This window comes from Halomonas sp., assembly GCF_029263665.1.
GTDB lineage: Bacteria > Pseudomonadota > Gammaproteobacteria > Pseudomonadales > Halomonadaceae > Halomonas.
This window is the reverse complement of record NZ_JAJUFQ010000010.1, coordinates 51172-63100: the sequence shown is the minus strand read 5'-3', so window position 1 is coordinate 63100 and position 11929 is coordinate 51172. Positions and strand designations below refer to the sequence as shown.

Here is an 11929-nt window from a genome sequence, read left to right as displayed (position 1 = left end):
TGCCTGCCCTAATCACCGCTACCCATCAAGGAAAAGCTGTAATGAAATCAGTCATACAGGAAGAAACTAGCGGATGCGGAATTGCTTCAGTTGCCAACATCCTGGGAAAAACCTATCCAGAAATGAAGGCTATTGCTAATGCCATGGGCATCTTTGCTGAAGATGAGTCCCTTTGGTCAGACACCCAATATGTGCGAAGGCTGTTAACCACTGCTGGCGTTGAGGTATCCACTGATGAAATACCCTTTGAGTCCTGGAGTGCGTTACCCGACCAGGCGTTGCTATCCATAAAACACCACCAGGAAGGTGGGAAAAATTTCTGGCACTGGGTTGTTTTTAAACGTGTTAATGGAAAGGAAGTTGTATTGGATTCAGCAAGTTATTTGCCATCCAATACACGAACGGACTTTGATGAAATGAGCCCCAAGTGGTTCATAGAAGTCAAGAATTCATGACCAAACCAGCCCTCCCGGGCTCGATGGCTACTCTCACCTCCTAACCTGCCCTCTACTCCCTGGCCGGAAACGGGTCGGGCAGCGTCTTCCAATGCTCCTTGTCGGCGAGCATCTGTTCTTCGCTGAGCAGGCAGTCCGCGATCAAGGAGGGTTTTCATTTTCAGTCGCGGGATACACCGTCGACTCCATTTCATCCACCACCTTCCTCCACTCTCACTCCCAAGTGACCGCTCACCTTGTAGCGTCCATTGCTGCACATGGCAGCATGCGAATTTCGCCTTCCCCTACTCCCAAGCCCCATTCCACCGCAGGTCCATTCGCCATAGGTCTATAGGAAAAACGCCAGGGAAAGATAGGCAAAACCATACTTGTCTGCTAAAAGAGACAAGAAGAGTGCATGAAGGGTGATGGGGGGTCGGATGGCTTTGTGGAAATTGAGGGGCAAGTGAGGAATGGCTGGTTACGACCCAAAGCGGCCGTGCAGGGAAATGAAGCAAGCGCGCGAATTTGGCTATACGGCCCAATTGGAATTAATATTCCAAAAAATCATTGGCTTAAGAGAATCTGGCAGGCTAAATTTGTCAGAAAAACTGCCAGCACGTTTATTCAATCATAGAACGCGCCGTCTAATACGCTGTTAGCTTTCAATAGAGAATGAACATGAATCAGACGCACGTGCCCGTAGGTGGCGACTTCAGTCAGATATTCGATCATAAAGATTATCTGGCAATGATTAGTATTCCCGATGAAGCGACATGTATTCTGCGTGGCCATCTCATCTTGGAAGAAGTCTTGAATTTATGGTCTAGCAAGCTAACTCAAACGGACGACCTCTATGCGGGTGCATTTGTGCCGTTCAAAACCAAGCTTGTAGTATCAAAAAATCTTGGGCTCTCAGAGGAGCTGTTTAGAGTTCTGGACAAAATTAACAAAGTGAGAAATTGTTTCTCCCATAGAAAGGGTTACGAGCTTGAGGATTCTGTCATTGAATCTCTTAAAATACGAGTTAACGAAATCGTTCCTTCTGCAAAAGTCCAAAAATGCGAAACCTTCCATGTATTTGTTGGTGGCAAAGATCAAGAGGGCAATCCCAAAGAAATTACTTATACGTGGGAGAGTAGCGACAATCGGGTAAAATTCGTGCTTATTTTTGTCATATTAATGCTAAAGCTAACCCAGTGGATTCAGGAAGAGTTTGTTAATCGTGGAATCAATTACACAATCATTTCCACAGAAAAAGGCTGACAAGGCCAAGCACAGTCGCCAGCGCAAAATGCGCGCTGGCTGGACCTCGCTACCGCTCGGCCTGTGTTGGCGGCGTTGTGTCTCAAGTAGACGCCTCGGATATTGATGTATGAAACACATAGGTATCGTTAAGCCGGAAACACTTGTAACTATTCTTAATGTTCTCGGAATGCCGGTTATATTAATCTACGCGCTGAGCATGTTTGTTTACCCTTGGGTCGCTGTCGGATGGGATTGGCACCAAGTGCAGAACGTATGGGATCGTTGGCAAGGTTTGAATGTCGGCATGCTTGCGTTTGCATCAAGTCTCACGGCGTTTAGTATCTCCCGGTACAATGCGGAGAAGCAGCGCGAGCGCGAATTTCGAGCATCGAAGGCCTTTCTGCCTGATGCGCTAAGCGAATTGTCGTCTTACCTTGCTTCCAGCGCTACGGTTTTCAAGGCAGGATGGGAGGCCGCACGCGGTGAGGAAGTTCAAGTGACCGCTCCGAATCCGCCGCCGGGCTACAGAGACGTGTTTCGGGAGTGTATCCGTTACGCCGAGCCCGAAGTCGGTGACTTCCTTGCTAGGATGCTGGTCCGCCTCCAAGTTCATTCAGCTCGACTTGAGGCGTATATCGAGCAGCAAGGAGACGACACATGGGTGAGCCCCGACAAACATAATCTAATCTCGTACCTGTACCGACTTGGTGAGCTTCAGGCGATGGTCAACAAGCTCTTCCCGTATGCCCGGAGCATGGCTTCTTTCGACTCAGGTCCGCTCGACTGGGAAGATTTCCGCAACGCATACGGAAATCTAGACTTGTGGCCGGAGGAATATTATATCGATGACCAGATGAACCTCGAGGCATTCACTAAACGTGTACTGGAGCGTGCGGATCCCCTTGATACACAACAAGGCCAAGCAGCCGACGCTCGTAACTCTCGCGGCTGATGGCTGACGTTATCATCAAATTTTATGATCTGGATGCTGTGATGAAAGACGGTAAAGCATACGAAGAGTTTGTCGGTCAGATTCATGAGGCTCTCCTGAATGCTGAAGGCATCACAGCCCAGAAAAATATACAGATCGAGCGAAACAAGAAACTGGTAGACAACTGCGGCGTTGCACGCGAGTTTGACTTGTACTGGGAGTACGAGCTGGCTGGCGTGATTTATAAAACAGTCATCGAGTGCAAGGACTACCAGTCGACCGTTAGCGTTGAAAAGATTGATGCTCTGATAGGCAAGATTAGAGATCTTCCCGATCTCAGAGCTCTATTTGCAACAAAGCGGGGTTACCAATCAGGAGCCATTAAGAAAGCCAAGCAAAATAGGATAGACCTTCTGGTTGTAAGGGAGCAGAACGATTCCGACTGGACAAGCCTGGATGGAACACCCCTTATCAAGACTGTTTGCATAAATATGCATGTATGTTCTGCCGCAAGAACAAAGGAGTTTGCCCCGGCCATAGACGGGGAGTGGGTTAGGAAGAATACCAGCATAGATGTATCCCAAGGGCTCAATATGAACGGCCGTACCGATGAAATTATCATCGATGACGTCGCGCGTGATAAGAAATACTCGCTCTACGAACTAGAAAGTCGTCTTGGACCTAAGGGCGATTCTGAACATGGCGAATTTGAAGAACAGGCCGAATTTGAGGAAGCATACCTCCTGTATAACGGACTGAGGCTGAAGATGAAATCTTTCAGGCTCGTGTATGAAATAGGACAGCCTCATGTTCAGCCGATAAAAATTGACCTCTCAAAAGAACTGGTCGGGGTTATTGAGTATCTGCAGCGAGGCGCCAAGACGTCAATCTTCAAAAATGGCGTAATAAAGACCGAGAGTGGTGAATAGAGATAACAAGGCCATGCACGCGCCAAGCGCGTGATGGCAAGCGTTAGGCATGCCGGATCACAAATGGAGTGTATGAATTTCAATGTTAAAAAATGGTTGGCTCGACGTCAGATGGAGCAGGATTAAGAGAGTACAGCAGTTGCGAGTTGTCCGCTCAATGTACATTTGATTGTTTGTCGTGCCGATTTTGGTTAAGTCGCTTTCCGAGATCAACGATAAGTTGACTTTACACGTATTTGGCGAGACGTTTCCGGTTTATACAACCTTGCCATTTTCATTCTGGATCTTCTATTTCAGCGCTTTTCTTTTCGTGCTTTCGAATGTCATCTACCAACTACGGTTCCCTCAATTAATTCAAGACCATGATAGTTGGAGGAGTTTTGCGGAGCATGGTAAAGGTGAAGAGCATTTGCAAGACTATGTAAGGCAAATAAAGATTGATAAAGATGATTATGATAAGGCGTGGGAAGTTGCAACTACGGGCTCCCCTGGAGGAGCGTTACAAGATCAGTTTTGGGAATTCTTTAAACTATCTGAGAAAGAAGGGCGTGCTTGGCGGCATTGCGCCCATATGTTCAATACTCTTGCTTTCATTGCAATCGCAGTTGTTGTGCTTCAAAACCTATACACGGTTATTAAGCATGCCTTTTCCTAACCAGTGCAGGCACGGCGACGCCCATTACATTGCGCCTTCGGCTCCATTCCATGGGCGCGCATGCTGAAAGCGTTAAAGTGCTACATCAGTGCCACCTAAAAGACCGCTCTTGGCCGTATCCAGCCATTAAAACCACCGAGCCCTCCCTCGGGCTCGGTGGCCTTTCTATACTCTCTACCCCCCTACTCCCAAGCCGGAAACGGATCGGGCAATGTCTGCCAGTGTTTCTTGCCGGCGAGCATCTGCTCTTCGCTGAGCAGGCAGTCGTCGAGTGCCTGGCGGATCTTGCCTTCGTCGAGATTCTGGCCGATGAAGACCAGTTCCTGGCGCATGTCGCCGAAGGGTTCCTGCCATTTGTGCATGATGGCGTCGCGGTATTCGGGGTCCTGGGGCCAACTGGATTCGGGCACGGCTTTCCAGAACATGCCGGCAAAGCCGTAATGGGCGATGCCGCCGGCCTGGCTCCATTGGCCGGCAAACTGTGGGCGTGTCGCTAGCCAGAAGAAGCCTTTGGAGCGCAACAATTTGCCGCCATACCAGTCGCCATGCAGCAGTTCGAAGAACTTCTGCGGCTGGAACGGGCGCCGGGCGTGGTAGGCAAAGCTCGAGATACCGTATTCCTCGGTTTCCGGCACATGCTCGCCACGCATTTCCTTCAACCATCCCGGGGCCTGCTGGGCGCGGGAAAAGCTGAAACGTTCGGTGCCCAGTACCTTGTCCAGCGGTACCTGGCCATGGCGGATGGGAATCATCTCGGCATCAGGATTGAGCGAACGCAGCACGGCCATCAGCTCATCCAGTTGCGGTGCATCGAGCAGATCCGTCTTGCTGATCAGCAGCACATCGCAGAACTCGACCTGGTCGACCAGCAAATCGGCAACGTTGCGTTCATCCTGCTCGTCGACGACTTCCCCCGCCTCGGCAAGCGTCTGGGCCTCGCGATACTGGCGCAGAAAGTGAACACCATCGACCACCGTCACCAGGGTATCCAACCGTGCGACCTGGGAAAGGCTCTGTCCGTCCTCATCAGCAAAGGTGAACGTTTCGGCTACCGGCAACGGCTCGGAAATCCCGGTCGCTTCGATGACCAGGTAATCGAAGCGACCTTCTTCCGCCAGTCGGCTCACTTCGACCAGCAGATCCTCACGCAGGGTGCAGCAGATGCAGCCGTTGCTCATCTCCACCAGGCGCTCTTCGGTGCGCTGCAGGGCGATCTCTCCCCTCGCTGCCGTCTGCTTGTCGGACGTACCGCGCACCAGGGCCGCATCGATATTGACTTCACTCATGTCATTGACGATCACAGCCACTCGACGGCCTTCCCGGTTGGCCAGAATATGGTTAAGCAGCGTCGTTTTTCCTGCGCCCAGAAAACCGGACAACACCGTGACCGGCAATGCCTCCTGTGTGCGAGCCATCACATCTTCTCCTCCGCCTTATGTCCTGATTCCTGATGTCCTCAGGTGCACGCCGCCTCGGCTTGGCTCGTTGCTCGGTACTTGCCAGATACAACTGACGACCAGACCGCTGGAACGACTGTGCTTTCAACGGCCAAAAAGATACGTTATAACATTTCTATAAATCAACCCATGGAGACGATGAATGTCAGTTCCCGCGCTCTCACAGCCCAACGCTGGTGATACAACCGCATGGCACGCTGAACATTGGGCCATCGGCAATGACATTGAAGTGCTGCCACGCATCTTCGAGGATCACACCAATATCGCCATCATGCGCCGGGAGCTTGATGCGCCATTGCTGGCCAGCGTCGCCGCGCAATGCCATGTCGATCGTGCCTGGCAGTGGTCCTGGCTCGGCAACCCCAGTATCAACATGCAGGCCGACTTGCTGCGTCGCCTGCCCGCGCCAGCATCAGCCCAGTCGCTCGTCGATGATATCCAGACGCTGGCGGAGGCCATGGCTTATCTGTTTGATGCCGAAATGGTGGGCATTCGCCTGCGCTTGCTGGATAGCGCCATGTGCCCACGCTTTCATTGCGACAACCTGCCGGTGCGACTGGTCACCACCTATCACGGTCCCGGCAGCGAATGGCTCCCCGAAGCGGCGGTGAATCGCGCAGGGCTAGGCATCCCGAAGCCCGACAAGCCGGAAATCGTTGCTGATAGCACGGCTATCCAGCAGCTTCAGGTGGGGGACCTTGGTCTGCTCAAGGGCAGCGGATGGATGGGAAATGAACATCGCGGTCTGGTGCACCGCAGCCCAGCACTCGATAGTGGCCAGAAACGGCTATTGATGACGATCGACCCGGCGTGAATGTCATTGGGGTATGCAGGGATGTAAACGACACTTGAAATCGGGCTTGTCAGTAGCACCTACAATGACAGAGCCACTTCTCTCAACCCGTAACCGATGTGAGCCCCCATGAAACAAGTGCAGCATGTCAGCCAGTTCATCGCCTGCTCGCCAGCCGATGTGTATGCCTTTGCTTCCAACCCCGCCAATCTGCCGCAGTGGGCCGCTGGCCTGGCACGTTCCGAGGTCAAGCAGGATGGCGACGCCTGGATCGTGGAAGCGCCCTTCGGCCGCGTCAGAATCCGCTTCGCCGATGACAATGCCTTCGGTGTCATGGATCACGATGTTGCCCTGGAAGACGGCACCACGTTCCACAATCCCATGCGGGTCATTCCCAACGATGACGGCAGTGAGATCGTGTTCACCCTGTTCCGTCAGGATGACATGAGCGACGAGAAGTTCGCCGAAGACAGGCAGGCTATCGAAGAGGATTTCAGGACACTGAAGGCCTTGTTGGAAGCCAACTGAGGTCGTCGGGAAACACAGGGATGATAGAAAAAGCAGGGGCTGATGCCGCCTGCTTTTCTCATGCTCGGCAGTGAAATGTTGGGAGGTGAAATGTTGGGAGGTGAAATGCCGGGATGCAGGGCTACTGAAGTGTCGAACTATCAGGCCTTGCTACACGCCTCGGCAAATCCCTTGAAGATGGCGTCGTACAGCGGGTGCTGTTTCGGCATCCACTCGGGGTGCCATTGCACAGCCAGGGTAAAACTGGGTGCATTGGCGACGGAGAAGGCTTCGACCAGCCCATCCGGCGCCAGCGCTTCGATACGCAGGCCCTCGCCCAGCCGGTCGACACCCTGCTGGTGCAGGGAATTGACCCGCGCCTGGTTTTCTCCGTAAAGCTCAGCCAGGCGTCCACCGGGCTGAATCTCAAGATCATGCACTGGGGCATACTGCTCTTCCTTGGTGCCTTCTGGCTCGCGGTGATCGAGCATGCCAGGCACCTTTTGCACGGCCTGATGCAGCGAGCCGCCGAAGGCCACGTTCAGCTCCTGGAAGCCACGGCAGATGCCCAACAAGGGCAAGGAGCGTTCCAGTGCCAGCGGCACCCAGACCATGGCTGCTTCATCGCGATGCACATCATCACGGGTGTTTTCCGGAGCACGCTCGGCGCCATAGCGGCTCGGCAGCACATTGGTATAGCTGCCGGTCAGCACCAGCCCATCCAGCCGGTCAAGCAGCGCACCAGCCGCCTGCGGGTCCACATCCGACCACACCGGCAGAATGACAGGTTCCAGGCCGTACTCACGCAGGGCACTGAGATATTTGTCGGTGACCATATGGGCAGGGTGACCTTCCACCTCACGACGGCAAGCGATGACGCCGACCAGAGGACGAATTTGCATGATGCCTCCTTGGATAATGCACATCAGAACGGAGAAAACGCAGAACGGGAGCGAATATGACGACGATGATATCGCGTTATGGTTTTCTCAACATACCTTGGTTGTGTTTTCTTGCCAACCTGCCATCTCGTCAGGCGTGAAAAACTCGCCAAACAACGCTTTTAGTGACTGATAAATATAGAAAAAATATAAAAAGCATCCAATGATTCAACTTTCGTCATAGTGTAAATAATTTGACAACAAAAGCCGGAAAACGAAACACTAGTGACAACCTAATAAAATCATCACAGGTGACACCATGTCCTCCTTACCCGTCGACGAGGCTCGTGACTTCCTGGCACGCCATCCTGATATCGACAGTATCGACCTGCTGGTCAGCGACCTCAATGGCGTTCTGCGCGGCAAACGTATCCCTCGTGAAAACCTTGAAAAGGCCTACGTCAACGGTATCAACCTGCCTGGGTCCGTGTTCGCCCTGGACATTACCGGCAACACCATAGAAGAAACCGGGTTAGGCCTGGATTGCGGCGACCGTGACCAGGTCTGCCGTCCGATTCCCGGCACGCTGATGCAGACGCCCTGGTTGCGCAATGGTCGCCAGGCCCAGCTGATGATGAGCATGCGCGATGAACAGGACGGCCCTTTCTTTGCCGACCCGCGCAATGTCCTGGCCCGTCAGGTACAGCGTCTTGCCGACATGGGGCTCACCGCCATGGTCGCCCTTGAACTCGAATTCTATCTGGTCGACCGCCAGCGTGATGAATGCGGTCTGCCCTTGCCGCCGCGCTCTCCAGCCACTGGCGAACGCGCCACCGAAAGCCAGCTTTACTCCATCTCCGAACTGGACGAATACGCGGATTTCCTGGAAGAGATCCAGGCCTGCGCTGCCATTCAGCAGCTGCCGCTGGATACCGCGCTCAAGGAGTGCGCACCGGGTCAGTTCGAGATCAACCTGCTGCATGGCGATGATGTGCTCAAGGCGTGTGACAGCGCGACCATGCTCAAGCGCTTGATCAAGGGTGTCGCGCTGCGCCATGGCTTCGAAGCGACCTTCATGGCCAAGCCTTATGGCAGCGAAGCCGGCAATGGCATGCACGTGCACATGAGCCTGCTCGATGGTGAAGGGAACAATGTGTTTGCCGCCGACGACGAGAATCCGCTGGGCACCGCTACCCTGCGTCACGCCATCGGCGGTCTGAAAGCGCTGATGGCAGATTCCATGGCCCTGTTCGCGCCCAACATGAACTCCTTCCGCCGTTTTCAGCCCGGCCTTTATGTCCCCATGACACCGACCTGGGGCTATGACAACCGCTCGGTAGCACTGCGTATCCCGTCGGGTCCCAATGCAGCCCGCCGTGTGGAGCACCGTGTTGCAGGAGCCGATGCCAACCCTTACCTGTTGCTTGCCACACTGCTGGCTTCAGTGGAATACGGCATTCGCCAGCAACGAGACCCGGGTGAGCCGGTCACCGGCAACGCTTACACCCAGTTCGACGCCACGCTGACCAATAGCTGGTCCCAGGCCCTGAACCTGCTGGAAGCCAGCGAGCCCTTGGGTGAAGCGCTTGGAAGGGATTTCCTCAAGGTCTTCCTTGCTAACCGCCATGCCGAGCGTAGTCAGGCCATGCGGGAGGTGAGTCGGTTGGAGTATGACTGGTATCTGCGCCACGTCTAAAGGAAGCACTGCATAAATGTCTGTGCGTGCGAATCACTGCGTTGCGCGGTGCTCACCATCCTCACCTATACCCCATAGGCTCCGGTTGTTGCGCTCCGTGCGCCTTGTGCGACCCACATGGATGTGGGAAGTGCGATTGTTCGTCAGGAACGAACATAGCCTTCATCTCGCCCAGCCGATTTATTCAGCACTTCCATGCTGAACAATACATTGTTGATTATTCAGCATTTCCTTGATCAACACTGAATAAGTGCGGGACATATCATGACAAACACAACATCCCCGAATGCCACGTCCACGCCACATCCTTTCGCGCCCTCTCTCCCGGAGCGGCGCGGTACGGGGCGCACCATGGCACTGGTCTTCTCCCTGGCCGCCATTGTCATCGGCTTGACGCTGTACCACGATGCCGGCACTGAATTTGGCTGGATCAGCCTGGTGCCGTCGCTGATCGTGCTGGTGGTGGCGATTGCCACTCACCGCACTCTGGAAGCCTTGGCCATCGGCTCCCTGGCGGGCTTGATTCTGCTCCAGCCCAGCGACTACATCGGTGAACTGGCCGATATTTCCATGACGGTGATGATGGATGAGACCATCGCCTGGCTGATTCTGGTCTGCGGCCTGATGGGAGGGTTCATTGCCATGCTGGAGAAATCCGGCTGCACCTTGAGCTTCAGTCACTTCATGGCCCGTATGGTGAAAACGCGTCGTCAGTCGCTGCTCAGCACCGCGGTTCTCGGTGTATTGATCTTTATCGATGACTACCTCAACGCCCTGGCCACCTCGGCCGCCATGAAACGTCTCACCGACCGTTTCGGCGTATCGCGGGAAAAGCTGGCCTACATCGTCGATTCCACCGCTGCTCCAATCTGCGTGCTGGTTCCGCTTTCCACCTGGGCGGTGTATTTCGCCGAACTGCTGGAAACCAACGGCGCAACGGATGGCTCCGGCATGGCGCTGTACATCCAGTCGATTCCGTTCATGCTTTATGGCTGGGTCGCCATGGGCCTGGTCTTCCTGGTCGCCGTGGGCATGATGCCGGACCTGGGCCCGATGAAAGCCGCCGAAGCCCGTGCTCGCGCTGGCCAACCGATTCCCGATGGCGCACCGGATGCCGCCATGGCCGATGCCGATGACCAGCCCCAGCGTGGCAGCCCCTGGATTGGCGTACTCAACTTCGTCGCCCCCATGGCCATACTGATCGGTGCCAGTGCCTACTTCGAGATCGATCTGCTCAAGGGTGTCATCACGGCAACGCTGTTCACCATCGTGCTGTACCTGATTCAGCGCCTGGCCACCTTTGCCACGTTGATGGACGCCATCATGGACGGTTTCCGCACCATGATGCTGCCGCTGGCCATTGTCGCCGTGGGGTTCGTCCTGCGTGAGGTCAACGACCAGCTCGGCATGACCCAATTCATGATCGATGCCCTGGCTCCCTACATCACTCCTGCCCTGCTGCCGGCGATCATTTTCGTCAGCATGGCCATCGTGGTCTTTGCCACCGGCTCTTCCTGGGGCGTGTTCGTGATCTCGATTCCGATCGTGGTGCCAATGGCCATCCACATGGGCGCTCCCATGCCCCTGGTCGTCGGCGCGCTGCTGTCTGCCTCAAGCTTTGGTAGCCACGCCTGCTTCTTCTCCGATTCTTCGGTGCTGTCATCCCAGGGCAGCGGCGTACTTCCCATGCAGCATGCCCTGACCCAGTTGCCCTACACCCTGATCGGTGCACTGGTGACCACGCTGGGCTTCGTTGGCCTTGGTTACTGGCTGGTCTGAAGCACACAACTCTGGCCCGTCCACCTAGGATCCACACACCATAGCGCCGCCTTTCCAGCGCCTTTCGTATTATCCCTGCATCTCCCTTTCTCCCTCTGCACGTCGTGCGGAGGGATTTTTTGTCTCCAGCATCTACGCAATCCGCACGCAGGAACCATACTGGGGTTTCCCCCTTGCGTATGTGGAGTCACCGTATGTCCCGCATGATTTTCGTCAACCTGCCCGTCACCAATCTTGATGCTTCGAAAGCGTTCTATAGCGAACTAGGCTTCGAGAACAATCCGCAGTTCACTGATGACACCGCTGCCTGCATGGTATGCAGCGACACCATCTACGTCATGTTGCTGACCCACGATAAATGGCGCAGCTTTACCAACCGCCCCATTCCGCCTGCCACTTCCAGCGAAGTGATGCTGGCCCTGACCTGTGACGATCGCGATGCCGTCGATGCCATGATCGAGACTGCCGCACGTCTTGGAGGCACGGCAGACATCAATGCCATTCAGGATCTCGGCTTCATGTACAACCGCAGCCTGACAGATCCCGATGGCCATATCTGGGAAGCTGTCTGGATGGACCCCACTGCCATGGGCGGAGAGTGAACAAGCTGGAGTGAGAG

At 54.6% G+C, this 11929-nt stretch carries 12 protein-coding genes; 10 read left to right on the top strand and 2 right to left on the bottom strand.

Features of this window, described 5'->3' with window-relative positions; genetic code table 11:
* Positions 1–41 precede the first annotated feature (41 nt).
* From Q1K07_RS11845 to Q1K07_RS11825, 5 genes are all read left to right on the top strand, one after another.
* Positions 42–455, top strand: a complete 414-nt coding sequence (locus Q1K07_RS11845; protein ID WP_300311061.1) for a hypothetical protein — start codon at positions 42–44, stop codon at positions 453–455.
* A gap of 660 nt (positions 456–1115) precedes the next feature.
* Entirely contained in the window at positions 1116–1700 is a 585-nt protein-coding gene (locus Q1K07_RS11840; protein WP_300311059.1) for a hypothetical protein, read from the top strand.
* A 109-nt stretch (positions 1701–1809) separates the two neighbouring features.
* Complete coding sequence (locus tag Q1K07_RS11835; RefSeq protein ID WP_300311057.1) at positions 1810–2634, top strand: hypothetical protein; 825 nt, start codon at positions 1810–1812, stop codon at positions 2632–2634.
* A gap of 41 nt (positions 2635–2675) precedes the next feature.
* Entirely contained in the window at positions 2676–3542 is an 867-nt protein-coding gene (locus tag Q1K07_RS11830; protein WP_300311054.1) for a restriction endonuclease, read from the top strand.
* 178 nt (positions 3543–3720) lie between these two features.
* Positions 3721–4197, top strand: coding sequence for a hypothetical protein (locus Q1K07_RS11825; protein WP_300311052.1), 477 nt, complete (start codon positions 3721–3723; stop codon positions 4195–4197).
* Between the two features lie 182 nt (positions 4198–4379).
* On the opposite strand, the gene zigA is transcribed toward Q1K07_RS11825, so the two are convergent.
* A complete protein-coding gene (gene zigA / locus Q1K07_RS11820) occupies positions 4380–5612 on the bottom strand; it encodes a zinc metallochaperone GTPase ZigA (protein WP_300311050.1) in 1233 nt (410 codons plus the stop codon).
* A 184-nt stretch (positions 5613–5796) separates the two neighbouring features.
* Between zigA and Q1K07_RS11815 the strand changes: the two genes are divergently transcribed.
* Together Q1K07_RS11815 and Q1K07_RS11810 are read left to right on the top strand one after the other, a co-directional pair.
* Positions 5797–6468: a DUF1826 domain-containing protein gene (locus tag Q1K07_RS11815; RefSeq protein ID WP_300311048.1), complete on the top strand. Its 672-nt coding sequence runs from the start codon at positions 5797–5799 to the stop codon at positions 6466–6468.
* 108 nt (positions 6469–6576) lie between these two features.
* Positions 6577–6975, top strand: coding sequence for an SRPBCC family protein (locus Q1K07_RS11810; protein WP_300311046.1), 399 nt, complete (start codon positions 6577–6579; stop codon positions 6973–6975).
* Between the two features lie 140 nt (positions 6976–7115).
* On the opposite strand, the gene Q1K07_RS11805 is transcribed toward Q1K07_RS11810, so the two are convergent.
* Positions 7116–7856: a gamma-glutamyl-gamma-aminobutyrate hydrolase family protein gene (locus tag Q1K07_RS11805; RefSeq protein WP_300311044.1), complete on the bottom strand. Its 741-nt coding sequence runs from the start codon at positions 7854–7856 to the stop codon at positions 7116–7118.
* A gap of 298 nt (positions 7857–8154) precedes the next feature.
* Between Q1K07_RS11805 and Q1K07_RS11800 the strand changes: the two genes are divergently transcribed.
* The 3 genes from Q1K07_RS11800 (at position 8155) to Q1K07_RS11790 (ending at position 11912) form a co-directional block, all read left to right on the top strand.
* Positions 8155–9531 carry a glutamine synthetase family protein gene (locus Q1K07_RS11800; RefSeq protein WP_300311042.1) on the top strand — a complete coding sequence of 459 codons (1377 nt, stop codon included), beginning with the start codon at positions 8155–8157 and terminating at the stop codon, positions 9529–9531.
* Positions 9532–9795: 264 nt separating this feature from the next.
* Positions 9796–11310, top strand: a complete 1515-nt coding sequence (locus Q1K07_RS11795) for a Na+/H+ antiporter NhaC family protein (protein WP_300311040.1) — start codon at positions 9796–9798, stop codon at positions 11308–11310.
* 194 nt (positions 11311–11504) lie between these two features.
* Positions 11505–11912: a VOC family protein gene (locus Q1K07_RS11790; protein WP_300311038.1), complete on the top strand. Its 408-nt coding sequence runs from the start codon at positions 11505–11507 to the stop codon at positions 11910–11912.
* The last annotated feature ends 17 nt before the right edge of the window (positions 11913–11929 follow it).

Excerpts from the sequence above, each read along its gene's own strand:
- Q1K07_RS11800 (WP_300311042.1), top strand. The coding sequence starts at position 8,155 with ATGTCCTCCTTACCCGTCGACGAGGCTCGTGACTTCCTGGCACGCCAT.
- Q1K07_RS11840 (WP_300311059.1), top strand. The coding sequence starts at position 1,116 with ATGAATCAGACGCACGTGCCCGTAGGTGGCGACTTCAGTCAGATATTC.
- Q1K07_RS11835 (WP_300311057.1), top strand. The coding sequence starts at position 1,810 with ATGAAACACATAGGTATCGTTAAGCCGGAAACACTTGTAACTATTCTT.
- Q1K07_RS11805 (WP_300311044.1), bottom strand. The coding sequence starts at position 7,856 with ATGCAAATTCGTCCTCTGGTCGGCGTCATCGCTTGCCGTCGTGAGGTG.
- Q1K07_RS11795 (WP_300311040.1), top strand. The coding sequence starts at position 9,796 with ATGACAAACACAACATCCCCGAATGCCACGTCCACGCCACATCCTTTC.
- Q1K07_RS11790 (WP_300311038.1), top strand. The coding sequence starts at position 11,505 with ATGTCCCGCATGATTTTCGTCAACCTGCCCGTCACCAATCTTGATGCT.
- Q1K07_RS11845 (WP_300311061.1), top strand. The coding sequence starts at position 42 with ATGAAATCAGTCATACAGGAAGAAACTAGCGGATGCGGAATTGCTTCA.
- Q1K07_RS11830 (WP_300311054.1), top strand. The coding sequence starts at position 2,676 with ATGAAAGACGGTAAAGCATACGAAGAGTTTGTCGGTCAGATTCATGAG.
- Q1K07_RS11810 (WP_300311046.1), top strand. The coding sequence starts at position 6,577 with ATGAAACAAGTGCAGCATGTCAGCCAGTTCATCGCCTGCTCGCCAGCC.
- Q1K07_RS11815 (WP_300311048.1), top strand. The coding sequence starts at position 5,797 with ATGTCAGTTCCCGCGCTCTCACAGCCCAACGCTGGTGATACAACCGCA.
- zigA (WP_300311050.1), bottom strand. The coding sequence starts at position 5,612 with ATGGCTCGCACACAGGAGGCATTGCCGGTCACGGTGTTGTCCGGTTTT.